Below are 25705 nucleotides of genomic sequence, written 5' to 3' on the forward strand. Positions count from 1 at the left end.
TCAGCCCGCGACGGTCTCGGCGCGGGAGATCGCGATCATGTCCTCACGGGGCACGACCTTGACGCGGGCGCGTCCCTCCGGAGCGCCGAGCGCCTGCTCGTGCTCGTCGAGGCGGTGCCAGCCCTCGAGGTCGGTGTAGGCGACGCCGCGCTCCTCGAGGAGGCCCACGATCGCCGACTCCTCGGGGTGCGCCGGGGTCCACCACGACGCCTGGTCGCGCAGCACGTGGCCCACCGTCTCCATGGCGTCGGACTTGGTGTGGCCGATGAGGCCGACCGGGCCGCGCTTGATCCAGCCGGTGGCGTAGACGCCGTGGACCTGCTGGTCCTCGTCGTCCAGGACCTGGCCCTCGCGGTTGGGGATCACTCCGCGCATCTCGTCGAACGGGAGGCCGTCGAGCGGGGAGCCGAAGTAGCCGACCGCGCGGTACACGGCCTGCACCGCGACCTCGCGGATCTCGCCGGTGCCGCGCACGCCGCCCTCGCCGTCCGGCTCAGTGCGCTCGTAGCGGATCGCGGCGACGCGGCCCTGCCCGTCGTCGACGAACTCGAGCGGCTTGGCCCAGAAGTGCAGGTGGAGGCGGCGCGAGGCGCTGCCCGTCTCGCGCGTGCGCCACTGGTTCAGCACGCGGTTGATGACCATGACCTGCTTATTGGTCTCGATCGCGGCCTGCGAGGCGGGGTCGAGCACGAAGTCCTCGTCGTGCACGATCATGTCGACATCGCGCAGCTCGCCGAGCTCGCGGAGCTCCAGCGGCGTGAACTTGACCTGGGCTGGGCCGCGGCGGCCGAAGACGTGCACGTCGGTGACGGGCGAGGCCTTCAGGCCCTCGTAGACGTTCGGCGGGACCTCGGTGGGCAGCAGGTCGTCGGCGTGCTTGGCGAGCATCCGCGAGACGTCGAGCGCCACGTTGCCGTTGCCGATCACCGCGACGGAGGAGGCCTCGAGCGGCCAGGTGCGCGGCACGTCGGGGTGGCCGTCGAACCAGCTGACGAAGTCGGCCGCGCCGTAGGAGCCCTCGAGGTCGACGCCGGGGACGTCGAGCGGGGCGTCGCGGATCGCCCCGGTCGAGAAGATCACCGCGTGGTAGTGCCGCTTCAGGTCCTCGAGAGTGAGGTCGGTGCCGAAGTGCACGTTGCCGAAGATGCGGATGTCGCCGCGGTCGAGGACCTCGCGCAGGGCGTTGACGATGCCCTTGATGCGCGGGTGGTCGGGCGCGACGCCGTAGCGGACCAGGCCGTACGGGGCCGGGAGCTGCTCGAACAGGTCGATCGAAACGTCGTACTTCTTCTCGGCCTTGATCATGAGGTCGGCGGCGTAGATGCCCGCGGGCCCCGCGCCGACGATGGCCAGCCTGAGCTTGGTCATTGCGTTCCTCCTGCCGGGGCGCCGCGGCGCACGTCCGGTCTCATTTCCTGCGGCGCAGGGAGCGCCGCGACGATCGGGGTCAGCCGTTGCGGTCGACGACGGTGTCCGCGAAGCGCGTGAGCGCCTTGCGGACCGAGCCGTCGGGCAGCGGGGCGAGGGCGGCGACGGCCTCGTCCGCCCAGCGGTGGGCCTCGGCGAGGGTCTGCGCCGTGACGTCGTGGTCGCGCAACTGGGCGATGGCGTCCGAGATGTCGGCGTGCTGCTCGTCGGTGTGCGCGATCTCGTCGTGGGAGCGGCTGACGTAGCTCTCGATGCGGGCCAGCAGGACGGCCGCCTCGCGGTCGGACTCCGCCCGCTCCCGCAGGCGCAGGATCGGCAGCGTGGAGACCCCGGCGCGGATGTCGGTGCCCGGGTTCTTGCCGGTCTCCTCCGGCTGCGGGGAGAGGTCGATGACGTCGTCGACGATCTGGAACGCGACGCCGATCTTCTCGCCGAAGACGCGCATCGCCTCCTCGTACTCGGCCGGGCCGTCGGCGAAGACGACGCCGGTGCGGCCGGCGGCCGCGATGAGCGAGCCCGTCTTGTCGGCGAGCACCGCGAGGTAGTGCTCGACCGGGTCCTCGCCGTCGGTCGGGCCGACGGTCTCGTGCAGCTGGCCGAGGACGAGGCGCTCGAAGGTGTCGGCCTGGAGGCGGATCGCGCGGTCGCCGAGCTCGATCATGAGCTGGTTGGCGCGGGCGAAGAGCAGGTCGCCGGTGAGGATCGCGACGTTGTTGCCCCAGACGGTCTGAGCGGAGGGGACGCCGCGGCGCTTCTCCGCCTCGTCCATGACGTCGTCGTGGTACAGCGAGGCGAGGTGCGTGATCTCGATCGCCTGGGCGCCCAGCAGCACCTGCGGAGTATTGCCGCGGCCCAGCTGCGCGGCGAGGAGCGTGAGCATGGGGCGGACGCGCTTGCCGCCCGCCTCGAGCAGGTAGCGCGTCGAGACGTCGGCGACCTGGTCGGCGAAGGAGAGCTGGTGGACCAGCCCCGACTCGACCAGCTCGAGGCCCTCGTCGATCGCGCGGGCGAGCGAGCGGTCCGACGCGGTCGAGAAGATGCGCTCGGAGAGGCCGAGCTGCGCCGTCAGGGACGGGCTGCGGCGGGCGACGGGCGCAGTGGCGTTCACACTGAAACCCTAACGTCTCGGCCCGGGTCGGCTCCGGTGCTCATGAGGTCGCGACGATCGGCTTGATGCCGCGGTGCAGCGCCACGATGCCGAACGTGAGGTTCTTGTAGGCGACCCGCTCGAAACCGGCCTCGCGGAGCCACGAGGCGACGACCTTCTGCTCGGGCCACGCGCGGATGGAGTCGCCCAGGTAGTCGTAGGCGGGGTCGTTCGACGAGGCGACGCGCACGATCGCCGGCATCACCCGCGAGAGGTAGAGGTCGTAGGCCGCGGCGAGCGGCTTCACGGGCGGAGTCGAGAACTCGCAGATCACGACGCGACCGCCCGGCTTCACCACGCGGAAGAACTCGGCGAGCGCCGTGCGCGGCTCGGCGACGTTGCGCAGTCCGAACGAGATCGTGACGGCGTCGAAGGACTCGTCCTCGAAGGGGAGGTCCATCGCGTCGGCCTGCACGAACTCGATCAGCTCGTTGCCGGCCTGGCGGCGGCGGCCGACCGAGATCATGCCGCGCGAGAAGTCCGCGGCGACCACCTCGGCGCCGGAGCGCGCGAGGGAGGCGGAGGAGGTGCCGGTGCCCGCGGCGACGTCGAGGATCCGCTCGCCCTTCACCGGGTTCACGGCACGCGTCGTGGCGATGCGCCAGAGGTGGTCGTTGCCCGCGGACAGGACGGTGTTGGTCAGGTCGTAGGCGGGCGCCACCGTGTCGAACATGGCGGCGACCTCGTCGGGGCGCTTGGTGAGGTCAGCCTTAGTCACGATCATCGAGTCTAGAGCGAGCGGCGGGACGGCGGCTGTGGATCCGCCTCCGGAGCGCCCTTCCGGGAGGACGTGCGAGGAGCCGGAACCGCCCTGCTCCGCCTAGCGGGCGGCTCCGGCGCGCATCACGGTACCGGCGCGGATCCGGCCGGAGGGCGCGGGGCGCGGGACGTCCGCTGCTCCGGCGCGGACCGCGGGGTCCTGCACACCCTCCCGATCCGGCGGAGGGCCCAGCGGGGCGGGCGTAGCCTTAGGGCGTGACGCTCATCGGCGCCGGGGCTCCCCCTCTCCACGTCGGGACGACCCCGCTGGACTCCCCCGCGGCGCTCCCCTCTCTCGCGGATCCCCGCCATCCCCTCCTCTGGCAGCGCAACGGCTCCGGACTCGTCGGTCTCGGCGAGGCGCTCCGGCTCGAGTTCTCGGGGCCCGACCGCCTGCGCGAGGCCGCCGACGCGTGGCGGACGCTCTGCGCCTCCGCCACGGTCGACGATCCGATCGGGCTGCCGGGAACGGGGCTCGTCGCCTTCGGCGCGTTCGCGTTCTCGAGCCGCTCGTCGGCGACCAGCGTGCTGATCGTGCCGCGGACGGTCGTCGGCTCGCGCGGAGGCCGCTCCTGGGTCACCACGATCTCCTCCGACGGCGGACTGGGAGCGGACCGGCCCGCCGCGCAGCCGTTCGGCGACGAGTACCGCCTCTCCCTTCTTCCCGGCGCGATGACGCCGGACGGCTACCGCTCGGCGGTGGCCTCGGCGGTCGGCAGCATCCGCGCCGGGGCGCTCGAGAAGGTCGTGCTGGCGCGCGACCTCCGCGGGCACCTCCCCCGCGGTGCCGACCTGCGGCGGATCCTGGTGGACTTCGCGTCCACGTATCCCGACTGCTGGACCTTCGCCGTCGACGGCTTCGTCGGCGCGAGCCCGGAGACCCTCGTGGGGGTCGACCACGGAGCGATCACCGCGCGGGTCCTCGCCGGCACGAGCGCGCGCGGGACGGACGCGGCGTCCGACGCGGCGATCGCGCAGACCCTCCTCGACAGCGCCAAGGACCGCTCCGAGCACGCCTTCGCGATCGCGAGCCTGCTGAAGGAGCTGCGGCCGCACACGTCGTCGTTGAGCGCGAGCGGCGAGCCGTTCACGCTGAAGCTGCCGAACCTGTGGCACCTCGCCACCGACGTGCGCGGCACACTCGGCGATGCCTCGACCGCGCTCGACCTGGTCGACGCCCTGCACCCGACGGCAGCCGTCGCCGGCACGCCCACCGCCTCGGCGCTGGAGCTGATCGACGAGCTCGAGCCCTTCGACCGCGGCCGCTACGCCGGGCCGGTGGGTTGGATCGACGGCCGCGGCGACGGCGAGTGGGCCGTCGGCCTGCGCAGCGCCCAGATCGACGACGACGGCGACCTCACGGCGTGGGCCGGCGCCGGGATCGTCGCCGACCGCGACCCCGACGCCGAACTGGCCGAGACGCGGATCAAGTTCCGTCCGGTGCAGGACGCGCTGAGCTGAGCCCGAGCGCGCCTCCTGACGTGCTCACGACACCGCCGGCCGTCTCCGAGTTGAACGAAGAATCTGCCGCGGGCGTGCGCCCGCGAACTCCCCGACGTGTGCGGAGGCGGCGGTGGAGCGCGTCGATCCGCCGCCCGATCTCAGAGCGGCGCGGGGACGTCGACAGACGGAGGACGCGGTCCGGGTCGGCCCCCGAAGCGCGCCGGCGGACGCGTCGTCACGCGTCGTCCGGTCGGCGTGGTCCAGTCGGCCGCGCCGTCCGGATGCAGCACGTACGTCCAGCGATCGCCGTGGCGGACGTGGTGGTGGGCGACGCACAGCGAGGCGAGGTTGCCCGGCGACGTCTCTCCGCCGTTCCGCCACTCGACGGTGTGGTCAGCCTCGGAGGTCGACGCCGGTCGGGTGCAACCCGGGAAACGGCACGTCCGGTCCCGCAGCTGAACCAGCAGGCGCATCCGCGGGGGCGGCACTCGATGCGTGCGCCCGACTGAGAGGATCGCGCCGGTCGTCGCGTCGCTGCGGACCGGGGTGAAGGTCGTCTCGGCCCCGACGAGTCCGTCCGCTGCCTGGACGGGCACGAGGCCGTACCCGTCGAGATCGACGGGGCCGTCGTCGGCGCCGGAGGCGGTGGTCTCCGCCATCAGCAACGTCACCTCCGCGCGGATGCCGGGGACGAAGGCGGTCGGCCCCCGACCGTCGGCATCGGTCGCCGTCCCGGGGACGTCGCCCAGGCACAGGAGGTCGCCGAGCGCGTCGGCGCGGAGCTGAGCGAGAGTGCGCCCGTCACCGCCTCCGTCGGAGGTGGACGCGTCGCGCAGGGCGCGGGCGATCCGGTCGAGGCGCGCGAGCGCCCCGACCGCGGTCGGAGCGGGCAGGTGCGCGCAGAGCGTCGCCATCCCGTCGGCATCGGCTCTGAGCCAGACCGCGCGGCCCTCCCGAGCCCGCTCGTGCCGCTCGGCGAGAGGCCGCTCGTGCAGCTCGTCCCGGAGCCGTGCCAGGGCGCGCCGCAGCTGGGTGGGCGTCATCGCGACGGCGAGCTCGACAGCCCGCTCATCGAGGGCCGCGCGCGACTGCGCCGGGAGGGACGCAGCGACCGCGCAGATCACCTGGCCCGCCTCCCACCGCATCAGTGCTGCCGCCGGAGCGGCGCGGGTGCGGGGCAGCTCGTCGACCAGCAGCGCCGCGTACTCGATCTCGCGTGTGACGGCTCTCTCGGAGATCTGCAGCGCCACCGCGAACTCGGCTCGCGCGGACCGGTCGACGAGATCGCGCGACTCGGCCGTCGTGAGGCTCCGCCCCCGCGCGAAGGACACCGGGCTGGCCAGCGCCGCGCGGTATCCCGCGTGCAGCGCTTCCGCCGCGGCGAGGAGCACCGGGGCCGCGCTGAGCGCCAGTTCCGCTGCTCGGTCGCCGAGTCTCCGCACCTCGCTCAGTGCCGCTTCCGCCGTTCCCGTCTCCGTCATACGCGCAGTGAAGCAGGGAGTGCCGGCGACCGCTCCGCGCAGGCCGCGATCGGGGGAGGAAACAGCTCACACCTGCCGGTGGAGGAACGCCCCTCCCCACTCGGCCCTCAGCGCCCCAGCGGGATCTCCACGATCCCCGGCCCGTCACCCGGCGCCGTCAGCGCCTGCTCCAGCTCCCCACGGGTCGACACCCGAGAGTACGCCCACCCGTACGCCCGTGCCAGCGACTCCAGGTCCACCGACTGCGGAGTGAACTGCACGCGGTCGAAGGCGTCCGGCGCCGAGCTCGACGCGACCTCGAGGCCGTCGAAGATCGTGCCTCCTCCGTCGTTCACGACGACGAGCTGCACCCGCGGCCGCCGCTCGCCGGGAGCGAGCATCAGCCCGCCCGCCTCGTGCAGCAGCGTGAGGTCGCCGAGGATCACGCGCGTCACTCCCGCCGCGCCGCGCTCGGCCGACTGCGACGCCACGGCGATGCCGAGCGCCGTCGAGACGGTGCCGTCGATGCCGGCGAGACCGCGGTTGGAGTGCACCGTGACCTTCTTGCCCGGCAGCACGCCGTCGGCCACGCGGATGAGGCGCGACGCCCCGAAGAGCAGGCGGTCGTGCGGCCAGGTCACGCGCCAGACGGCCGACACGACGAAGTCCCGGGTGAGGGGCGCGCGCACGGCGGCGAGGGCGTTGCGCGCGAAGCTGCGGCGGTCCTCCAGCGACATGGTGCCGCCGTCGGGGGCCTCGGGCAGCGCGTCGGGATCCTCCACGAGCGCGCGGCTGCGGAACACCCATGAGCCGGCCCACGCACGCTCGGCGCGATCGGGACGCGGCGCGTCGGAGGGGCGCACCACCTCCACTCCCGCGACCCGCCGCGCACGTCGGCCGGGGTTGTAGAACTGGGGACGGCCCCGGTCGACGACGATCACCTCGACGTCCTCGCGGCGCAGCAGCTCCGGCACCTCCCGCGAGAGCGTCGGATGACCGAAGACGATCGCGCGCCGCACCCGCCCGCCGAAGTCCGGGTCGCCCAGCAGTCGCCGCCAGGCGACCACCAGCTGCGGCCCGAAGCGCGCCCCGGAGGAGACCTCGGCCAGCAGGGGCCAGTCGCCCGCGCGGGCGGTCGCCTCGGCGACGTCCCCCGCCTTGTCCCCGGCGATGACGACCGTCAAGGGCTCGTCCGGCCCGGCGACGACGCGCTCGACCTCCTCGGCGGGGCCGCGCACGGGGAGCGGCTCGGCCGCGGGGACCTCGAACGCCGGCAAGCGCGAGGAGAGCGGGTCGCGGAACGCCAGATTCAGGTGCACCGGGCCGCCGGGGTGCAGCGCCGCGGCCATCGCCCGGTCGGCGAGCGCGGCGGCCTCCTCCGGCGGCGTCTCGGGTCCGGGCGCGGCGACGTCCTCGAACAGCCGCACGGCGCGGCCGTAGAGCTCGCGCTGCTCCGTCGTCTGGTTGGAGCGGATGCCGCGCAGCTCGTCCGGACGATCGGCGGTGAGCACGATAAGCGGCACGTCCGAGGCGTCGGCCTCGAGGACGGCGGGGTGCAGGTTGGCGGTCGCGGTCCCGGAGGTGGTGATCACCAGCGCCGGCAGTCCGGACTCCAGGGCGAGACCCAGGGCGAGGAAGCCGGCCGAGCGCTCGTCGACGCGCACGTGCAGGCGGATCGCGCCGCGCGTCTCGAGCTCGGCGGCGACGAGCGCCAGCGCCTGCGACCGCGATCCCGGAGAGACGACGACGTCGCGGACGCCGAGCGCGACGAAGCGGGCGAGGAGGTCGACCGCGGAACGGGTGGAGGGCGCGACCGGAGGGTGCTCAGGCATCCCGTCGGCCGGGGCCGTCGGACTTGTCGGGGTCGTCCAGATCGGCGAGGTCGCGCTCGAGCTGGGCGATGCGCTCGGCCTGCTCGCGCTCCTTCTCGGGATCGCGCTCCTGGCGGATCGTGCCGAGGAAGTCGGGGTCGTCGTCCGGAGCCGTGAATCGGCGTCCGTTCGCTCGCTGCTTGCGGGGACGGCCGATCCAGAACCACAGCCCCGCGCCGATCACCGGCAGGAGGAGGACCACGAGGACCCAGGACCACTTGGGGATCGCGCGCACCGCGTGGCGGTTGCTCATCGCGACATCGATCACGGTGTAGACCGTGAAGACGGCGAGGGCCACGAGCAGGCCGATAACGAGGCGGATCACAGAGTTCAGTCTACGTCCGCCTGCTGTTCGCGGACCGGGCGCTCGGAGGCTGGACAGGAGGCTCCCGGGGTGCTCACGGAAGCGCGTGCAGGGGCCGACGTACACTGTCCCGGTGAAACTCAGCCGCGCCGTCGTCGTCTACTCGCTCCTGCGTCTGGCGATGTTCGCCGCTGTCTTCGTCCTGGTGTACCTGCCCGCCCGCAACTTCGTCGACTCCGAGCTGACCGCAGCGGTCACCGCGGGCGTCGTCGCGGCGATCGCCAGCATGTCGCTCTCCTACATCGTGCTCCGCAGGCCCCGCGAGGCCATCGCCGAGGCGATCTACGAGCGCCGCAAGGACGTGCCCCGCGCGCCCACCGACGACGACATCGAGGACGCCGCGGTCGACCGCTCGCGCGAGGAGCGCTAGAGCGCTACCGCGCCTCAGAACGCGAGCGCCGCCCCGAGGATCGCCGCGTACGCCAGCCCGCCCAGGCTCGTCAGCTGCAGCGCCAGGATCAGCTCCTTCGCCGTGCGCGCGGTGAGCGTGATGAGGATCGCCGGCAGGATCGCCAGCAGCACGAACAGCGTGAGCCAGGCGAGCGGGTAGAACAGCGCCAGGATCACCGAGATGCCGAACGGCACCAGCACGAACGCGCTGTACAGCGCGCGGGCGACGGTCGGGCCGACGATCACGGCGAGGGTCCGCTTGCCGGACGCCCGGTCGGTCGGGATGTCGCGGATGTTGTTGACCATCAGCACCGCGCAGGCGAAGAGGCCGGCGGCGACCGCGCCGAGCCACGACTCCTGATTGGTGCGGCCGATCTGCACGAAGGTGGTGCCGACGGTGGCGACGAGGCCGAAGAACACGAAGACGAAGACGTCGCCGAGGCCGAGGTATCCGTAGGGGCGGCGGCCGCCCGTGTAGAACCAGCCCGCGGCGATGGCGGCGGCGCCCACGAGCAGGAACCACCAGTGGCCGGACAGCACGGTGAGCACGAGACCGGCGACCGCGGCCAGGCCGAAGAAGACCAGGGCGACGGTGAGCACCTGCTTCGGCTTCGCCGCTCCGGAGCCGGTGAGGCGCGAGGGGCCGACGCGGTTCGCGTCCGTGCCGCGCACGCCGTCGGAGTAGTCGTTGGCGTAGTTGACGCCGATCTGGAGCGCGAGCGAGACCGCGAGGCAGAGCAGGGCGCGGACCCAGTGCCAGCCCTCGTCCGTGACCTGGGTCGCTCCGGTGCCGATCAGCACGGGAGCGATCGCGAGCGGGAGCGTGCGCAGGCGGGCTCCCGCGATCCATTCGCGCGCTCCGGCCGGGGCGACCTGCACCTTCTGCGGGTTGCCGCCGGGACGGCCGCTCCGGGGCTTCGCCTGCGGCTTCTTCTTGCGACTCGTACTCGACACGGAGGGAATCCTACCCAGACGCCTCAGTCGGCGGTCGCGGCGAGGCCCTCCAGCGCACGGCGGTCCGGCTTGCCGGAGACGAGCAGCGGCACGGCCTCCACGCGCAGCACCGCGGCGGGCCGGGCGGCGCGGCCGAGCACCTCCTGCACCGCGGATCTGACCTCAGCGAGGGCCGCCCCGGACGTCGTCACCAGCACGGGCACCTCGCCCCACTCCTCGTCGGCCCGGCGCACGACGACCGCATCGGGGACGGCACCGTCGCGCAGCACCTTCTCGACCGCGTCGAGCGAGACCTTCTCCCCACCCGAGACGATCACCCGGTCCAGGCGGCCGGTCACCCGGAGCCGCCCGTCGACCAGCTCGCCCGCGTCGCCGGTCCGGTACCAGCGCTCCCCCGCGAGGCTGACGAACGCGGCGGCCGTGCGGTCGAGGTCGACCCCGCCGTCGGCGTCGAGGTACCCCTCGGCGAGGGTCGGCCCGCCCAGCAGCACCTGGCCGTCGTCGATCCGGGCCCGGACGTCGCGCAGCGGCGCTCCGTCGTAGACGCAGCCGCCCGCCGTCTCGCTCGAGCCGTAGGTGAGGCGCACCCGCACTCCGAGCGCCGCGGCCCGGTCGCACAGCGACCGCGGTGCGGCCTGTCCGCCGATCAGCAGCGCATCGAACGAGCGGAGCGTCGCGGCCTCGGCCGGGTCCGCCTCCGCGGCGTCGAGCAGCCGGGCGAGCTGCACGGGCACGAGGGAGGAGTAGCGGCGCTCCCCCGCGGGCATCGTGCGGGCGAGGGCGAGGAACGCGAGCGGATCGAAGTGGCCCTCGGGGAGCACGACCGGGTCGGCGTCGGCGGTGATCGAGCGCACGAGCACCTGCACCCCCGCGATGTAGTGCGTGGGCAGGCACAGCAGCCAGCGGCCCGGTCCGCCGAGCTCGGCGAGGGCGGCGGCGGCGCTGGTCAGCAGCGCCCCGGTCGCGAGGGCGACGCGCTTGGGCGGGCCGGAGGAGCCCGAGGTCTCGACGACGACCGCGACGCGCTGCGGCACCTCCCCGGCGGCCGCGATCGACGCTCCGGGTGCGCCCACCCGCACGGCAGGGCCGCTGCCGTCGAGCGCCGCGCGCAGGGCGATCAGCACCCGCTCCGCAGCGGCGTCGACCGCGATCAGCTCGCGCGTCATGCGCTCAGTACTGCCACGGGAACGGCGACCAGTCGGGCTCGCGCTTCTCGAGGAACGAGTCGCGCCCCTCGACGGCCTCGTCGGTGCCGTAGGCGAGCCGCGTCGTCTCGCCGGCGAAGAGCTGCTGGCCGACGAGCCCGTCGTCGACGGCGTTGAACGCGTACTTGAGCATGCGGATGGCGGTGGGCGACTTGGTCAGGATCGTCTCGGCCCACTCCAGCGCCGTCGACTCGAGCTCGGCGTGCGGCACGACCGCGTTCACGGCGCCCATCTCGTAGGCGCGCTGCGCCGAGTACTCGCGGGCGAGGAAGAAGACCTCGCGGGCCGCCTTCTGCCCGATCTGGCGGGCGAAGTACGCCGACCCGTAGCCGGCGTCGAACGAGCCGACATCGGCGTCCGTCTGCTTGAACCGGCCGTGCTCGGCCGAGGCGATGGTGAGGTCGCAGACCACGTGCAGGGAGTGCCCGCCGCCCGCCGCCCAGCCGGGCACCGCCGCGAGGACGACCTTCGGCATGAAGCGGATGAGGCGCTGGACCTCGAGGATGTGCAGGCGGCCCGACCGGGCCGCGTCGATCCCGTCGGCCGTCTCGCCGTCGGAGTAGCGGTAGCCGTCGCGCCCGCGGATCCGCTGGTCGCCGCCGGAGCAGAACGCCCAGCCGCCGTCCTTCGGGCTCGGGCCGTTGCCGGTGAGGATCACGACGCCGATGCGCGGGTTCGTCCGGGCGTCCTCGAGCGCGGTGTAGAGCTCGTCGACGGTGCGCGGGCGGAACGCGTTGCGCACCTCCGGCCGGTCGAAGGCGACCCGGGCGATGCGCCCGGTGCGGTCGTGGTGGTAGGTGATGTCCTCGAGAGCGTCGAAGCCGCGCACCGGCTCCCACCGGCTCGCGTCGAACAGCTCGGAAACCTGCGTGCTCATGCCCTCGACCCTACTGTCGCGAGCCGAGCGGACGCCCGGGCCCGGAGGACGGGGATCTCGATACGCGCTCTCCGCGCGCTACTCGATCAGCAGGGAGGACCGCCGCCCTCTGCTGGTCGAGCAGCCCCGCAGGGGCGTATCGAGACCCGCGAGCCCCCGGCACGCGAAGAGGGACCCCGCGCGGCGCGGGGTCCCTCTGTCGTCGGTGCTGCGGCGTGCTACTTCGCGGTGGAGGTGCGGCGGTTCTCGGCCGACACCATCCAGGCGAACTGCTCGAGGCTCTGGATGATCGCGTGCAGGAGGTCCGCGCTGGTCGGGTCCTCCTCGTCCACCTGGTCGTGCACCTCGCGCATGGTGGCGGCGGTGTTCTCGAGGCGGATGGTGACGAGGTCCACCGTCTCGGCGGTGTCGATCTCGCCGTGCGGGTACTCGGGCAGCGTGGTGGTCGCCGCGACGGTGTCGCTGCGGCCGTCCGGGATCCCGTGGAGGGCGCGCATGCGCTCGGCGATGTCGTCGCTGAACTCGCGCGCGGCCTCGATGATCTCGTCGAGCTGCAGGTGCAGGTCGCGGAAGTTCTTGCCGACGACGTTCCAGTGCGCCTGCTTGCCCTGCACGTGGAGCTCGATCAGGTCGACGAGGACGATCTGGAGACTGTCGAGCAGCTCCTTCGAGGCCTTGAAGCCCTTCTCGGCGTTCTGACGACGGCTGGTCTTGGCTCCGGAGCCGGCGGGGGCTTCGACGTGGCGTTCGAGGGTGGTGGTCATGGACCATTCCTTTCTCTTGACGGTGTCGGGGTGATCCCCTCCACCGAGTGTGACTGCTGCGGCTGGATGCCGCCCGGACGGCGGCCGGGAGCGAAGGGGGGTTGACTCCGGGCGCGCGGGCGGCGCTCAGATCGTGGCGACCGAGCCGGAGTCGACGCGGTAGTTCGACCCGTTCACGAACGAGGCGCGGTCGGAGCAGAGGAACGCGATCACGGCGGCGACCTCGTCGGTCTCGCCGCGGCGCTTGAGCTCCATGTACGGGCGCTCCTCGTCGAGGAACGACGTGATCGCCTCCTCGGTCGACGTGCCCCGCTGGTCGGCGCGCTTCTGCATCATCGCGTCGGTCATGGGGCTCCGGATGAACGCGGGCGAGACCGCGTTCACGAGCAGGCCCTCGAGCGCGTACGAGCGCGAGAGGCCCTTCGCCAGGGCGAGCACCCCCGCCTTGGCGGCGCAGTACGGCAGCTCGTCGTCGTAGGGCTGCACCGCGTCCTCGGAGGCGACGAGCACGAGGCGTCCCCAGCCGCCGCTGCGCAGATCCGGGAGGAACTCGCGCACGAGCCGCACGGGACCCAGCAGGTCGGTCTCGAGCGTGCTGGTCCAGCCCTCGTCGTCGATCTCGTGGAAGAGGCCCTGGGCGCCGGTGACGCCCGCGCTCTGCACGAGGATGTCGATCTCGCCGACCGCCTCGGCGACCCTCGCGTGCAGGGCGGCGAGCTCCTCGATGCTCGTGACGTCGGCGGCGAAGGCGTGCAGGCGCCCCTCGGGTGCGTTGAGCCCTGCGGCCGCCGCGTCGAGCTTCTCCTGATCGCGGTCCGACACGACGACGGTCGCGCCCTCCGCGAGCAGGAGTGTCGCGGTGGCGAGCCCGATGCCCGAGTCCGCTCCGGTGACGAGGGCGGTGCGTCCGGTGATTCCTAGATCCATGACTCCGGTCTACGCTCCCCTGCCCCGGGCGCTCAACGACTTGCGCCGAACACCTCCACCGGTCTACCGCGCGTGGGGGTGTCGATCGCGAAGATCCCGCCCGAGAGCGGGGCGTCGACGAGCTGCTGCTCCTCGAGCTTCTCGCGGGCGGTGCCGACGAACAGCGTCGACAGGTCCGGTCCGCCGAAGCCGAGACCGGTGACGTTGGGCGCGGGGATCGCGATCTCGTCGAGCAGCTCGCCCTCGGGGCTCCACCGCAGCACGGCGCTCTCGCCGTTCGCGCCCGTCCAGAAGCAGCCGTCGACGTCGAGGGCGAGGCCGTCGAACGACCGGCCGACCAGGAACGGCTCCGGTTCGCCGAGCTCGTCGCCGTAGGAGCAGCGGAAGACGGTCGAGACGCCCGTGTCGGTGAAGTAGAAGGTCGCTCCGTCGTCGGACCACTCGAAGCCGTTCGCGACGGCGAAGCCGCCCAGCAGCGTCTCGAGGCGCCCGGAGGCGTCCACGCGGTAGAGAGCGCCGTCCGGCTCCTCGGTGGTGAGGTTCATCGATCCCGCGACGAACCGACCGGAGGGGTCGCACTTGCCCTCGTTCATCCGGAGGCCGGCGTGCACGTGCTCGATCGGCGCGAGCTCGCGCTCGATCGCGAACGCGTCGTCGAGCAGCACGATCCGGTCGCCCAGGGCGGCGACGAAGCCGCCCCCGCGGACCGGCTGGAAGGATCCCAGCGGCGCCTCGACGGGCACGACCAGGTCGTCGGAGCCGTCGACCGCGCCGTCGGGAGCGCTCTCATGGATCGTCCCGGTCGAGATGTCGCACCACAGCAGCCGGCCGTCGAACCAGAACGGGCTCTCGACCAGGATCGCCCGGGTGTCGCGGAACAGACGCGCACTCAGCTCGCTCATGAACTCCTCCTCTTGCCGCTCCCGGGCTTCCTCGACCCGGGCTTCCTCGACCCGACCTTCTCGGGTGCGAGCTCCTCGATGGTGATCGCCGCGTTGACGAGCGCCAGGTGGCTGAGGCCCTGCGGCAGGTTGCCCCAGAAGGCCAGGTCGTCGGTGGCGACCATCTCGGACATCAGTCCGACGTCGTTGGGCATCGTCGCGACCAGCTCGTCCATCAGCGCGATCGCCTCGTCGTGCCGGCCGACGCAGGCCAGCGCGGAGGCGAGCCAGAACGAGCAGGCGACGAAGGGGTGCTCCTCCCCCTCCATGCCGGAGTAGCGGAACATCAGGGCGCCGCGGCCGAGCTCGCCCACCAGGGCGTCGATCGTCGAGATCATCCGCTCGCCGCGCTCGTACCCGCTCGGGGCGTGCAGCAGCACCGAGGCGTCGAGCTCGGACGAACCGGGGTACATCACGTAGGAGCCCAGCTCCTCGGACCAGCAGTGCTCCTCGATCCACTCGCGGAGGCGGTCGCGCTCGAACCGCCACCGGTCCGGGCTGCCGGGGATCTGCCCGACCTCGGCGAGGTGCACGGCGGCGTCCAGCGCCTGCCAGCAGCCCATCTTCGAGGACGAGTAGTGCTGCTCCTCCTTCAGCTCCCACATGCCGGCGTCGCGGTTGCGCCAGAGGTCGCACGTGGTGTCGGCGACACGCGAGAGCAGCCGGCCGGTCTGGATGTCGAGCACGTTCCCCGAGTCGACGTAGATGCGGCAGATGTCGAAGAGATCGCCGAAGACGCCGAGCTGCAGCTGGTTCTGCGCTCCGTTGCCCGAGACGACCGGACCGATGCCCGCCCAGCCGGGCACGTCGTACTCCGTCACCCCGGAGGGCAGCGAGCCGTCGAGACCGTAGAAGATGTGCAGGTCCGGGCCGTGCTCCTTGATGGTGCGCAGGAGCCACGACAGGGCCGCGTGCGTCTCCTCGCGCAGACCGAAGCGCACGAGCGCGTGCGCCGTGTAGGCGGCGTCGCGGACCCACGCGAAGCGGTAGTCCCAGTTCTTGCCGCCGTTGGGCGACTCGGGGAGCGACGTGGTGGCGGCCGCCGCGATCGCGCCGGTGGGCGAGTAGATCAGCAGCTTGAGTGCGAGCGCGCTGCGCTGCACGGCGTCGGCCCACGGGCCGTCGTACGAGAACTCCTCGGACCAGGAGAGCCAGCTCCGGATCGTGCGGTCGATGCCGCGATCGACGTTGTGCGCGTCGGGGAAGTGCAGCGGCTCGTCGTGCGTGGCCGAGACCACGAGGACGTGGCGCGAGGGCTTCTTCCCGCCCGTGACGGTGAAGGCCCCGGTCAGCTCGTCCCCGGCTCCGGAGGGGGCGTCGTCGCCGTCGGGCCCGTGCTCCTGCCCGGTGATGCCGATGGTGATGTCGCCGGCGCGGATGAGCGAGCGGCCGTCGGCGTTCTGGATCCACGGCGAGACCGTGCCGAGGCCGGTGCCCGGTCGGACGGCCCAGCGCATCCGCACCTCGCCCTGGACACCGTCGACGCGCCGGGCCAGCTCGGCCCACGGCAGGCGGCCCGCGATGCCGGTGACGAGCGCGTCGGTGACCCTGACGGATCCGGACTCGGTGGTGAACGTGGTCTCGAGGACGTTGGTGTCCTGCAGGTACCGGCGCGCGACCTCGGCGGGCTCCTCGGGTCGCAGCTCGACGCAGCCGCCGGACTCCGGGTCGATCAGCGCGGCGAACGCGGGGGTCGAGCCGAGGTCGGGAACCGGCATCCAGTCGACGCTGCCGTCCCGCGCGATCAGGGCGACCGTCCTCCCGTCGCCGATCGCCGCGTAGTCGCGCAGGGGTCTGGTCGCTCGGGGTTCCGCCATGCCCTCACGCTAGGCGGGACGCCTGCGGCGGACCTGGGCTTGCGGGGGCGGGCGGATGCGGATAGCGCGACGTCGTCAGGCGGTCGCGATGCCGCCGAACTCCTCCATCCGAGCGGTGAACTCGGCGCGGTCGGCCGACTCGAGCACTCCGCTCGCGTAGCCGGCCAGGAACGCGCCGCTCGGCGACGGGCTCAGGCCGACGTCGTCCAGCATCGCCTCGACCTCGCCGCTCGGGTCGGAGTCGAGGTCGACGAGCCCCAGCTCGACCGCCGGCACGACCCGGTCGGTGGAGGAAGCCGTGACGACCCAGAGCGCCGCCCGCGCCTCCTCGTCGCTCAGCTCGCCGGAGAGGGTGTAGCCGACCTCCGACCACTCCGACGGCGCGTCCGCGATGTCGATCGAGTCGAAGCCGAGGGGGGCGAGCGCGGCCGTGAAACGATCGACCACGGCCTGCTTGTCCGCGTCGGTCGAGAGATCGGCCTCGGCGTAGCCGGTCGCCGAGAGGTAGTCGACGAGCAGGGAGGGGCCGCCGTAGGCGTTCTCGGAGCGCTCGTAGTACTCGTCCTCCGCCGAGTCCCACCCGCCCAGGACGGCCGCCTCGACCGCGGCGACGGCCTGCTCCGAGAGCGCGACCGCCTCCTCGGCGGAGGGCTGGTCGAGGACGAAGGAGGCGTCGCCCTCCTCGTAGCCGGGGTAGCCGTAGAGGGGGTCGGTCGGGTCGCCGGAGTCGTCGTCGCTGAACGGGTCGCCCTCCCCGAACGGCTCCTCGGAGCCCCCGGGCGCGGGGACGCCCGTCGCCGCCGGCTCCGCGGCGTCGACCGCGAGGCCGACGCCGACCGCCAGGAGCGTGGCGAGCACGCCGGTGTAGACGAGCCCGACGACACCGCTGATCGCGATCGCGACCCACGCACCCGCACCGAGCGGGGTGCGCCCCGGCGCGGACGGAGCGACCGGCGGCGGGCTCATCGGGACCTGGCTCATCGCGTTCCTCCGGGGTCGAGCGGCTGCGCGCCAGTCTTGCACGCACTGCACGAAGGCCGGGAGCGGGGCGTCCGGGCGACCGCGCAGCCGGTGCGGAGGATGATGGCGGCATGGACGACGTCGTGCCCACCCGTGCCCTCCCCACCCTCGACGAGGTCGATGCGGGACTCCGCGTCGTCGCTCTGCCCCTGCTGACGCGGTTCCGGGGGGTCGACCACCGCGAGATCGCGCTGGTGCGCGGACCGGAGGGGTGGACCGAGTTCTCGCCGTTCCTCGAGTACGGCGCCGAGGAGTCGGCCGCCTGGCTCCGCGCCGCGCTCGACTACGGGTGGACCCCGCTGCCGGCGCCGCTGCGCGACCGCATCCCGGTGAACGCGACCGTGCCGGCCGTCCGCGTGGACGAGGTCGCGGCGGTCCTCGCGAGCTACCACGGCTGCCGCACGGCCAAGGTGAAGGTCGCCGAGCGCGGGCAGACCCTCGCCGACGACGTCGCGCGCGTCGCCGAGGTGCGCCGGGTCCTCGGTCCCGAGGGGCGCGTCCGGGTCGACGCCAACGGCGGCTGGAACGTCGACGAGGCCGAGCACGCGGTGCACGCCCTCGCCGAGTACGACCTCGAGTACGTCGAGCAGCCGTGCGCGAGCGTCGACGAGCTCGCGCAGCTCCGCACGCGCGTGAAGTACATGGGCATCCCGATCGCGGCCGACGAGAGCGTGCGCAAGGCCGCGGATCCGCTCGCCGTCGCGCGCGCCGGAGCCGCCGACCTGCTGGTGGTGAAGGCGCAGCCGCTCGGCGGCGTGCACCGCGCCCTGGCGATCACCGCCGAGGCCGGACTGCCGGCCGTCGTCTCGAGCGCTCTCGACAGCTCGGTCGGACTCGCGATGGGCGCCGCCCTCGCCGCCGCGCTGCCCGAGCTGCCGTACGACTGCGGTCTCGGGACCGCCTCCCTCCTCGCCGCCGACGTCACCGAGCGGCCGCTGCGACCCCTCGACGGCGCGATCCCCGTCGAGCGCGTCGACGTCTCGGAGGAGCTGCTCGTGCGGCACGCCGTGTCGCCGGAGCGCCTCGCCTGGTGGCGCGACCGGCTCCGCGGGGCGTACGCGCTGCTCTGAGCTCCGTGCTGCGGGCCGCCGAGTCTGTGCCCGGATGCGCCGCGGCGCTACCCTCGCGGCATGAGCACCGGACCGGGCGGCACCCTCGCGCACCGGCGCGCCCTCCTCGAGGACCTGATCGAGGCGAGCGGGATCGACGGCGTCGACATCGCGACGATGTTCGGCGCCCCCGCGATCCGGTTCCAGGGGGTGATCGTGTGCTTCCTCGGCGGTGACGAGCACCTGGTGGTGAAGCTGACCCGGGAGGAGACGCTCGCCCTCGTCGCCGACGGCGGCGCTCAACCGGTCGTGATGGGCCGCCGGACGCTCCGGGAGTGGGTCTCGGTGCCCCGCCTCCCCGACGATCGGACGTCCCTGGAGCGGTGGTCGCCGCACGTCGTCCGGGCACTGTCGCTCGCGCACGAGCGCGCGGCCGGCCCGACGGTGTGAACCGAGTGGTGCACTGCGCGAGAATGGAGCGGCCCGGTCGCCGATGCCCGGGCCGACCCCCCTCCCCCTCGAGCATCGGAGCCCCGTGACCGCACCCACCGTCCCCGTCTTCCTCGACTGCGACACCGGCATCGACGACTCCCTCGCCCTCGCCTACCTGCTGCGGTCCCCCCTCGCCGATCTCGTCGGCATCAGCACGGTCAGCGGCAACACCGACGCCCGCCAGGCGGCCGTCAACAGCCTCGGTCTGCTCGCCCTCGCCGGTCGCACCGACGTCCCGGTCGCCGTCGGCGCCCACGACTTCCTCGAGGAGCCCTACTCCGGAGGCTCCCCGCACGTGCACGGCGAGAACGGCATCGGCGGCGTCGAGCTGCCGCAGGGCGCCGACCCGGTCGACGAGAACCCGGCCGATCTCCTCCTCCGCCTTGCCCGCGAGCACGAGGGCGAGCTGCGGCTGATCGCCGTCGGCCCGCTGACGAACATCGCCCTCGCGCTGCGCAAGCACCCGGAGCTGCCGGGGCTGCTGCACTCCGTCACCGTGATGGGCGGGGCCGCCCTCGTCCCCGGCAACGTGACCGCCGTCGCGGAGGCGAACATCTGGCACGACCCCGCCGCGGCCGCGGAGGTCGTCGCCGCCGACTGGGACCTGACCCTGGTGCCGCTCGACGTCACCATGCGGCACCTGATGACCCAGGAGCACCGCGCGATCCTGCTCGAGTCGGGGGATCCGCTCTCGGAGGCCATCGGGCAGGCGCTCGACTACTACTTCGACTTCTACGTCGGCCACTTCGGCGAGCGCACCGCCGCTATGCACGACCCGATGGCCGCCGCGATCGCCCTCGACGCGGTCGGAGTCGCCTCCGCCCCGAGCGTCCCCGTCGAGGTCGACGCCACCTCCGGTCCCGGCCGGGGGCAGACGATCCCCGACCTCCGCGGCATCTACCGCGACGTGCACCCGGAGGGCTCGCGCACGCGCTTCGTGCTCGCCCTCGACGAGCCGTTCGCCCCGCACCTCGTCGACGTCATCGTCTCGAACGCCTGACGCCCACTCGACGCGGTCGGCGGGTGCCGGTGGGGTCGGTCGCAAGGCGGAGGAGGGGCTCGTAGCGGCGCTACGAGCCCCGACGACAACGCCGCGAGCGGCCCCGCCGGCGCCCGCCGACTACATGCCCGTGTCCAAACCCGAGTAGGCGTGGAGCCCCTTGAAGAACACGTTCACCACGCCGAAGTTGAACATCACGGCCGCGAAGCCGATGATCGCCAGCCACGCCGACGGGGTGCCGCGCCAGCCGCGGGTCGCCCGGGCGTGGATGTAGCCGGCGTAGATGGTCCAGATGATGAAGGTCCAGACCTCCTTGGTGTCCCAGCCCCAGTAGCGGCCCCACGCCTTCTCGGCCCACACGGCGCCGGCGATGAGCGTGAAGGTCCAGAGGATGAAGCCGATGATCGTGACGCGATACGCGAGGTTCTCGAGCGTGAGCGCGCTGGGCAGGGTCTTCAGGAAGCGCAGGACGGAGCGCGGGTTCTCCTCCGCCCCCTCGCGGCGGGCCTGCAGCAGCTGCGTGACCGACAGCGCGAAGCCCAGGGCGAAGAACGCGGTGCCGAGGATCGCGACGAGCACGTGGATCACGAGCCAGTACGACTGCAGTGCCGGCGGGAGCGGCACGACGGCCACGTAGTAGTTGACCGTCGCGATGCCCAGCAGCACCAGCACGAGGCCGGTGATGAAGGCGCCGAGGAAGCGGAGGTCCCAGCGCAGCTGCACGACGAGGAACACGCCGATGATGATGAGCGTGCCCGTGAGCGAGAACTCGTACATGTTGGCCCACGGCACGCGGCCGGCCGCCACTCCGCGCAGCACCGCGGCGGCGGCGTGCAGCACGAAGGCCAGCAGCGTCAGCGAGAAGCCGATGCGCATGGTCTTCGAGCGGGCGGGGGCGTTGTAGACCTCGTCCTCGACGCGGCTGCCCAGGCGCGAGAGCGTCGCGGTGGGACGGCTCGCCCCTCCGGACGCCACGGTGGCACGGCCGCTCGCGGCCTTGTCGGCGGCGGCGACGGAGGCGACCCGCTCGGCCTCCTGCACGACCCCGAGCGACTCCCCGTCCGCCAGCGAGGACCGGCGGGCCAGGTCGATCGCGAAGAAGATGAAGGCGAGGGCGTAGACGCCCATCGCCGAGGACAGGGTCAGCACCGAGTACTGGGAGAGGGTCTCGATCACCGGACAAGGATAGGCGACGCTCCTTCGAACCGCCCCTGCACGGATGCACAGGTTCGGCCTCGCCCGGCAGGCTCTCAGTCGAGCGGAGCGTGCCGATCGGCGATCGTGCGCACCGCGCGCACCAGCTGCGGATCCTCGCCGCGGGCGAGCCCCGCGTACTCGAGCCGCAGCCCACCGTCCTCGGCGGGCGTCGCCTTCATCCAGACCCGTCGGCGCGGCACGAACAGCGACGTGAGCAGGCCCGCGAGCACGAGGATCGCGAAGACCAGCACCCAGCCCTGGGTGGCGTCGTGGTGGATGTCGAACGACGCGAACCGGCGCACGCTGTCGGTCCCGACGACGTCCGGGTCGGCTCCCGCGTTCTCGAAGGTCACGGTGCCCAGGCCGTCCGGCAGGTCGACCGTCTCGCCCGGCTTGAGCGTCAGCGACGCCACCCCGGTGTCACCGCCGGTGAGGCGGGTGAGCGTGTCGGTGTTGAGCACGTAGACCGATGTGGGCACGCCCTCGTCCAGGCCCAGGTTCCCGGCGAACACGTTGAGCGAGAGGACGGGGTACTGCAGGTCCGGGAAGATCGACGACGAGGCGCCGGTCGCCCCCTCCTGCTGGGTGGGGTAGAAGAAGCCGGTCATGCCGATCTGCTCGGCGAGTCCGTCCGTCACCTTCACCACTCCGACGGAGGTCAGGTTCGCATCGGTCGGGAGGAACGGCACGGAGTCGGTGAAGATCGCCGTGCCGGACGGGTCGCGCACCGTGATCGTCGGCGCGTAGCCGTTGCCGAGCAGGTAGACGTTGGTCCCGCCGATCGCCAGCGGCTCGTTGACCTTGACGGTCCGCTCCTCGCTCCCGCCGCCGCGCTCGGTGGTCGTGACGTTCGCGGTGAAGTCGATCGGCTGCCCGAACGCGTCGCCCGGCTCCGTGACGTACTCGACGTCGAGGCCGTCGAGGGTCAGCTGGTACGGGTCCAGCGAGCCGCTGTCGAAGAAGCGCCCCGGGTTGAACGAGTCGTAGGCCGCGAGGTTGTTCGCGAAGCCCTGGCCGCCCTCGACGAGCACGCGCTGCCCGCTGTAGCCGAAGCCGCCGCCGATGCCCACGGCCAGCAGGATCCCGACGAGAGCGGAGTGGAACACGAGGTTCCCGGTCTCGCGGAGGTAGCCGCGCTCGGCCGACACGCTGCTCCAGCGCCCGCGGGGGTCGTCGTAGTGCTCGACGCGGTACCCCGCGCGGCGCAGCACGGCGTCGGCGGAGGCGACCGCCTCCTCGGCCGTCGCCCCCTCGACCTCGCGGACCGTGTAGCCCGCGAGCCGCTGCAGGCGCACCGGCGTCTTCGGCGGGCGCGAGCGCATCGCCTCGAAGTGGTGCTTGGTGCGCGGGATGATGCAGCCGATGAGCGAGACGAACAGCAGCAGGTAGATGCTCGAGAACCAGGCCGACGTGTAGGTGTCGAAGGCCTGCACCTCATCGAGCAGAGGCGCCAGGTCGGGGTTGTCGACGAAGTACTGGGTGACGCCGTTGGGGTCGGAGGAGCGCTGCGGCACGAGCGAGCCCGGCACCGCGGCGATCGCCAGCAGCAGCAGGAGGAACAGCGCCGTGCGCATGCTCGTGAGCTGGCGCCACATCCAGCGCAGCCAGCCGACGACTCCGAGCCGGGGCTGCGTGATCGTCTCGGCGGCGGAGTCGTAGTGGTCGGACGGGCGGAAATTCGCGTCGGCGCGCTTCTGCTCGTCGACGTCACCGCGCTCAGATCGCGGGCTGGAAGCCATAGATCACCTCGCCGAGGGCTCCGTAGACGAGGGCGTTCCAGACGCCGGTGACCATCAGGAGTCCGATGACCACGAGCGCGACGCCGCCGATGATGTTGATGGCGCGGATGTGGCGCTTCACGAACGCGAGGGTCGAGGTGACCCAGCTGAAGCCGAACGCGACCAGGAGGAAGGGGAGGCCGAGGCCCAGGCAGTACATCAGCGCGAGCAGCGCTCCCCGCCAGGGCGAGCCGGCGCCCAGGCCCAGCGCGAGGATCGAGCTCAGCGTGGGGCCCAGGCACGGCGTCCAGCCGATGCCGAACACGATGCCCAGCAGCGGAGCGCCGATCAGGCCGGTCGCGGGGCGGATGCTCGGGCGGAGCGTCCGCTGGAGGAACGAGAACTGACCCACGAACACGAGGCCCATCGCGATGACGACCACGCCGAGGACGCGCGTGATGACGTCGCTGTAGCGGCTCATCCAGAACCCGATCGACCCGGCCGCCGCTCCGTAGAGCACGAAGACGAGGGAGAAGCCCAGCACGAAGAGCAGCACGCCCAGCAGCACCCGGCTGCGGCCGCGGGCGCGGCGCTCGTCGGCGTCGGTGAACCCGCCGACGTACGCGAGGTAGCCGGGCACGAGCGGCAGCACGCAGGGCGAGGCGAACGACACGAGCCCCGCGAGGAGCGCGATCGGCACCGCGAGCAGCAGCTGACCGCTGATGACGATCTCGCCCACGGCGCTACTCCGCGTCCGCGAGCGTGTCGCCGACGAGGGTCGACAGGATCGACGCCTCCTGCAGCTGACCGAGGATCCGCGAGGCGACGCGGTGCTCGCGGTCGAGCACGAGCGTGGTGGGGACCGCGTTCGGCGGCACGGTGCCGCTGAAGGCGAGCTGCGCGGATCCGTCGACGTCGACGATCGAGGGGTAGGTGATGCCGTAGGTCTTCGCGAAGGCGGCGGCCTGGGGGGCCTGGTCGCGCACGTTGACGCCGACGAACGAGACGTCCTGGCCGGCGTACTCGGCGTTCACCGACTCGAGGTCGGCCGCCTCTGCCCGGCAGGGGGCGCAGCTGGCGTACCAGAAGTTGACGACGACGACCCGGCCGGCGAGGTCCGCCGAATCGACCGCCTCGCCGTTCTCGTCGGTGCCCGCGAACACGATCGGATCGGAGCGGTCGGCCTCGGCGATCTCGGTGATCGTGCCGTCGCCCGAGATGTAGCCCTTGTTGTCGCCCTTGCGGTAGTCCTCCGCGAGCTGGTCGCGGGTGCAGCCGGTCAGCACGACGGCCGCGACGAGGGCGAGCGCGGACGCGGAGAGCAGGCGTCGGCGCATCAGACGGCGCCCACGTCGGTCGCGAGGCCCTGGAGCCCCGCGGCGGGATCGGTGTACCCGACCTCGACGAAGCCGTCGCCGCGGCGCTCGATCGTGGTGATGCTCGAGAGCGCGCATCGGCGCTTGCGCGGGTCGTGGAAGAGCCGCTCCCCCGCGAGGGCGCGGTGCACGGTCCAGATCGGGAGCTGGTGGCTGACGATCACGGCGTCGCCCTCGGCGGTGCTCTGCCAGGCCGACTCGATGGCCGCGTACATCCGCGCCGAGATCGAGAGGTAGGGCTCGCCCCAGCTGGGCTCGAACGGGTTGCGCAGCCACGGCCAGTGCTTCGGGTTGCGCAGTGCCGAGCTCCGGGCGGCGAGCGACTTGCCCTCGAAGCGGTTGCTCGGCTCGATCACCCGCGGGTCGCCGGTGATCTCGAGCTCGAACGCCTGCGAGATCGGCTGCGCCGACTCCTGCGTGCGCTGGAGCGGGGAGGCGACGAGCGTCGTCACGTGACGGCGCCGCTCGAGCAGGTCGTCGGCCGCCGCGCGGGCCATCCGGTGGCCCAGCTCCGAGAGCCGGAAGTTCGGGAGTCGCCCGTAGAGGACCCGGTCGGGGTTGAACACCTCGCCGTGCCGCACGAGATGGATCTGATCGGCAACCACGAGCGTCAAGTGTACGGAACGCCGCGTGGGGGAACGCCGGGAACGGCAGGCCTGGGCGGACGCTGAACGGGTGCTCAGCGCGACGCGCTCAGCGGCGGGCGAGCACCGCCGCCGACAGCCGGCGCACGAGGGCGTCCGGCAGGTGCCGCACCACGGCGACCGGCACCCCGAAGCGCCACGACGGCACCGAGACGACCCGTCCGCGCGCCACGTCGGCCAGGAACTCCTCGACCACCGCGTCGGCGTCGAGCCACAGGAAGGAGGGGATGGCGGAGGTGTCCATCGCCGCGCGCTCGTGGAACTCGGTGCGCACCCAGCCCGGGCAGAGCGCCGCCGCCCGCACACCGGTGCCGCGCAGCTCCACCGCGAGGGACTGCGTGAACGCCGTCGCCCACGCCTTGACCGCCGAGTAGGGGCCGAGGTGCACGAAGCCCGCGACGCTCGCGACGGTGAGGATCGCGCCGCGGCCCCGTGCGGTCATCGCCTCGGCGGCCGCGCCCGAGAGCACCGCGACCGAGCGGACCATCACCTCGAACGCCGCGTCCTGCGCCGCGACGTCCGGCTCCGAGAAGCTGCTGTCGATCCCGAACCCGGAGTTGTTGACGAGCACCCGCACCGGCCGCTCCGGATCGGCGAGCCTGGTGCGGACGCGCTCCACCTGCTCCCGATCGGTCAGGTCGGCCGGCAGCACCTCGACACCCGGGGCGCCGAGCGCGCGGAAGGCGGCGGCCGCCTCCTCGAGCCGGGCCTCGTCGCGCGAGACGAGCACGAGGCTCCAGCCGCGGCTCGCGAACGCCCGCGCGAAGGCGGCTCCGATGCCGGTGGATGCTCCGGTGATCAGTGCAGTGCTCATGCCCCGACGCTACCCGGCGCCCTCGGCCGCCTCGCCGCCCCGCGGGTA

General features: G+C 72.9%; 24 protein-coding genes and 2 pseudogenes. 6 read left to right on the forward strand and 20 right to left on the reverse strand.

Going from position 1 to position 25705, the window contains the following annotated elements:
* The 3 genes from NB037_RS04010 to ubiE form a co-directional block, all read right to left on the reverse strand.
* A complete protein-coding gene (locus NB037_RS04010; RefSeq protein WP_251943922.1) occupies window positions 1-1368 on the reverse strand; it encodes an FAD-dependent oxidoreductase in 1368 nt (455 codons plus the stop codon).
* Between the two features lie 79 nt (window positions 1369-1447).
* On the reverse strand, window positions 1448-2536 hold the full coding sequence (locus NB037_RS04015) for a polyprenyl synthetase family protein (RefSeq protein WP_251943925.1): 1089 nt from the start codon (window positions 2534-2536) through the stop codon (window positions 1448-1450).
* Between the two features lie 40 nt (window positions 2537-2576).
* The gene (gene ubiE, locus NB037_RS04020; RefSeq protein ID WP_251943926.1) at window positions 2577-3293 is read right to left on the reverse strand and encodes a bifunctional demethylmenaquinone methyltransferase/2-methoxy-6-polyprenyl-1,4-benzoquinol methylase UbiE; all 717 of its coding nucleotides are present in this window, start codon (window positions 3291-3293) and stop codon (window positions 2577-2579) included.
* 257 nt (window positions 3294-3550) lie between these two features.
* On the opposite strand from ubiE, the gene NB037_RS04025 reads away from it, so the two are divergent.
* Window positions 3551-4795, forward strand: a complete 1245-nt coding sequence (locus NB037_RS04025) for an isochorismate synthase (protein WP_372490693.1) — start codon at window positions 3551-3553, stop codon at window positions 4793-4795.
* 140 nt (window positions 4796-4935) lie between these two features.
* Here NB037_RS04025 and NB037_RS04030 read toward each other — a convergent pair whose 3' ends face one another.
* From NB037_RS04030 to NB037_RS04040, 3 genes are all read right to left on the reverse strand, one after another.
* Window positions 4936-6258: an HNH endonuclease signature motif containing protein gene (locus NB037_RS04030; protein ID WP_251943928.1), complete on the reverse strand. Its 1323-nt coding sequence runs from the start codon at window positions 6256-6258 to the stop codon at window positions 4936-4938.
* A 107-nt stretch (window positions 6259-6365) separates the two neighbouring features.
* Entirely contained in the window at window positions 6366-8069 is a 1704-nt protein-coding gene (gene menD, locus NB037_RS04035) for a 2-succinyl-5-enolpyruvyl-6-hydroxy-3-cyclohexene-1-carboxylic-acid synthase (protein ID WP_251943930.1), read from the reverse strand.
* Window positions 8062-8433, reverse strand: a complete 372-nt coding sequence (locus NB037_RS04040; protein ID WP_251943933.1) for a PLDc N-terminal domain-containing protein — start codon at window positions 8431-8433, stop codon at window positions 8062-8064. The genes menD and NB037_RS04040 overlap by 8 nt, the downstream gene beginning before the upstream one ends.
* 112 nt (window positions 8434-8545) lie before the next feature.
* Between NB037_RS04040 and NB037_RS04045 the strand changes: the two genes are divergently transcribed.
* Window positions 8546-8842 (forward strand): DUF4229 domain-containing protein, encoded by a 297-nt coding sequence (locus NB037_RS04045; protein WP_207405442.1) that lies wholly within the window; start codon window positions 8546-8548, stop codon window positions 8840-8842.
* 14 nt (window positions 8843-8856) lie between these two features.
* Here the strand turns inward: NB037_RS04045 and NB037_RS04050 are convergent, their stop codons facing one another.
* From NB037_RS04050 to NB037_RS04075, 6 genes are all read right to left on the reverse strand, one after another.
* Window positions 8857-9816 (reverse strand): 1,4-dihydroxy-2-naphthoate polyprenyltransferase, encoded by a 960-nt coding sequence (locus tag NB037_RS04050; protein WP_251943935.1) that lies wholly within the window; start codon window positions 9814-9816, stop codon window positions 8857-8859.
* A 23-nt stretch (window positions 9817-9839) separates the two neighbouring features.
* Window positions 9840-10982 carry an AMP-binding protein gene (locus tag NB037_RS04055; RefSeq protein ID WP_251943938.1) on the reverse strand — a complete coding sequence of 381 codons (1143 nt, stop codon included), beginning with the start codon at window positions 10980-10982 and terminating at the stop codon, window positions 9840-9842.
* Between the two features lie 4 nt (window positions 10983-10986).
* Window positions 10987-11898 carry a 1,4-dihydroxy-2-naphthoyl-CoA synthase gene (locus tag NB037_RS04060; protein ID WP_251943940.1) on the reverse strand — a complete coding sequence of 304 codons (912 nt, stop codon included), beginning with the start codon at window positions 11896-11898 and terminating at the stop codon, window positions 10987-10989.
* 218 nt (window positions 11899-12116) lie between these two features.
* A complete protein-coding gene (locus tag NB037_RS04065; RefSeq protein ID WP_055790487.1) occupies window positions 12117-12662 on the reverse strand; it encodes a Dps family protein in 546 nt (181 codons plus the stop codon).
* A gap of 126 nt (window positions 12663-12788) precedes the next feature.
* Window positions 12789-13589, reverse strand: coding sequence for an SDR family NAD(P)-dependent oxidoreductase (locus NB037_RS04070; RefSeq protein WP_251943943.1), 801 nt, complete (start codon window positions 13587-13589; stop codon window positions 12789-12791).
* 32 nt (window positions 13590-13621) lie between these two features.
* Entirely contained in the window at window positions 13622-14491 is an 870-nt protein-coding gene (locus NB037_RS04075; protein WP_251943946.1) for an SMP-30/gluconolactonase/LRE family protein, read from the reverse strand.
* Here NB037_RS04075 and NB037_RS19990 point away from each other — a divergent pair.
* Window positions 14378-14710: pseudogene (locus tag NB037_RS19990) on the forward strand (hypothetical protein); the annotation flags it as partial. The gene NB037_RS04075 and the pseudogene NB037_RS19990 overlap by 114 nt on opposite strands.
* Here NB037_RS19990 and NB037_RS04080 read toward each other — a convergent pair.
* Both NB037_RS04080 and NB037_RS04085 read right to left on the reverse strand, forming a co-directional pair.
* A pseudogene (locus NB037_RS04080) lies at window positions 14593-16347 on the reverse strand (glycoside hydrolase family 15 protein); the annotation flags it as partial. The pseudogenes NB037_RS19990 and NB037_RS04080 sit on opposite strands and share 118 nt — an antisense overlap.
* A gap of 75 nt (window positions 16348-16422) precedes the next feature.
* Window positions 16423-17328 (reverse strand): hypothetical protein, encoded by a 906-nt coding sequence (locus NB037_RS04085; RefSeq protein WP_251943952.1) that lies wholly within the window; start codon window positions 17326-17328, stop codon window positions 16423-16425.
* A gap of 110 nt (window positions 17329-17438) precedes the next feature.
* On the opposite strand from NB037_RS04085, the gene NB037_RS04090 reads away from it, so the two are divergent.
* The 3 genes from NB037_RS04090 (at window position 17439) to NB037_RS04100 (ending at window position 19908) form a co-directional block, all read left to right on the forward strand.
* The gene (locus NB037_RS04090) at window positions 17439-18437 is read left to right on the forward strand and encodes an o-succinylbenzoate synthase (protein ID WP_251943954.1); all 999 of its coding nucleotides are present in this window, start codon (window positions 17439-17441) and stop codon (window positions 18435-18437) included.
* A gap of 60 nt (window positions 18438-18497) precedes the next feature.
* Window positions 18498-18866: a hypothetical protein gene (locus tag NB037_RS04095; RefSeq protein ID WP_251943957.1), complete on the forward strand. Its 369-nt coding sequence runs from the start codon at window positions 18498-18500 to the stop codon at window positions 18864-18866.
* 85 nt (window positions 18867-18951) lie between these two features.
* Window positions 18952-19908 (forward strand): nucleoside hydrolase, encoded by a 957-nt coding sequence (locus NB037_RS04100; RefSeq protein WP_251943960.1) that lies wholly within the window; start codon window positions 18952-18954, stop codon window positions 19906-19908.
* Window positions 19909-20028: 120 nt separating this feature from the next.
* Here NB037_RS04100 and ccsB read toward each other — a convergent pair whose 3' ends face one another.
* The 6 genes from ccsB to NB037_RS04130 form a co-directional block, all read right to left on the reverse strand.
* Window positions 20029-21084, reverse strand: coding sequence for a c-type cytochrome biogenesis protein CcsB (gene ccsB, locus NB037_RS04105; RefSeq protein ID WP_251943963.1), 1056 nt, complete (start codon window positions 21082-21084; stop codon window positions 20029-20031).
* Between the two features lie 74 nt (window positions 21085-21158).
* A complete protein-coding gene (gene resB / locus NB037_RS04110; RefSeq protein WP_251943966.1) occupies window positions 21159-22844 on the reverse strand; it encodes a cytochrome c biogenesis protein ResB in 1686 nt (561 codons plus the stop codon).
* A complete protein-coding gene (locus NB037_RS04115; protein WP_055790466.1) occupies window positions 22822-23562 on the reverse strand; it encodes a cytochrome c biogenesis CcdA family protein in 741 nt (246 codons plus the stop codon). The genes resB and NB037_RS04115 overlap by 23 nt, the downstream gene beginning before the upstream one ends.
* A gap of 4 nt (window positions 23563-23566) precedes the next feature.
* Entirely contained in the window at window positions 23567-24160 is a 594-nt protein-coding gene (locus NB037_RS04120; protein ID WP_251943968.1) for a TlpA disulfide reductase family protein, read from the reverse strand.
* Complete coding sequence (locus tag NB037_RS04125) at window positions 24160-24804, reverse strand: histidine phosphatase family protein (protein WP_251943971.1); 645 nt, start codon at window positions 24802-24804, stop codon at window positions 24160-24162. Before NB037_RS04125 ends, NB037_RS04120 begins: the two co-directional genes overlap by 1 nt.
* Before the next feature lie 88 nt (window positions 24805-24892).
* Complete coding sequence (locus NB037_RS04130; RefSeq protein ID WP_251943974.1) at window positions 24893-25657, reverse strand: SDR family NAD(P)-dependent oxidoreductase; 765 nt, start codon at window positions 25655-25657, stop codon at window positions 24893-24895.
* Between the last annotated feature and the right edge of the window lie 48 nt (window positions 25658-25705).

Origin of the sequence: Rathayibacter rubneri, assembly GCF_023743255.1 — a bacterium.
Lineage (GTDB): Bacteria > Actinomycetota > Actinomycetes > Actinomycetales > Microbacteriaceae > Rathayibacter > Rathayibacter rubneri.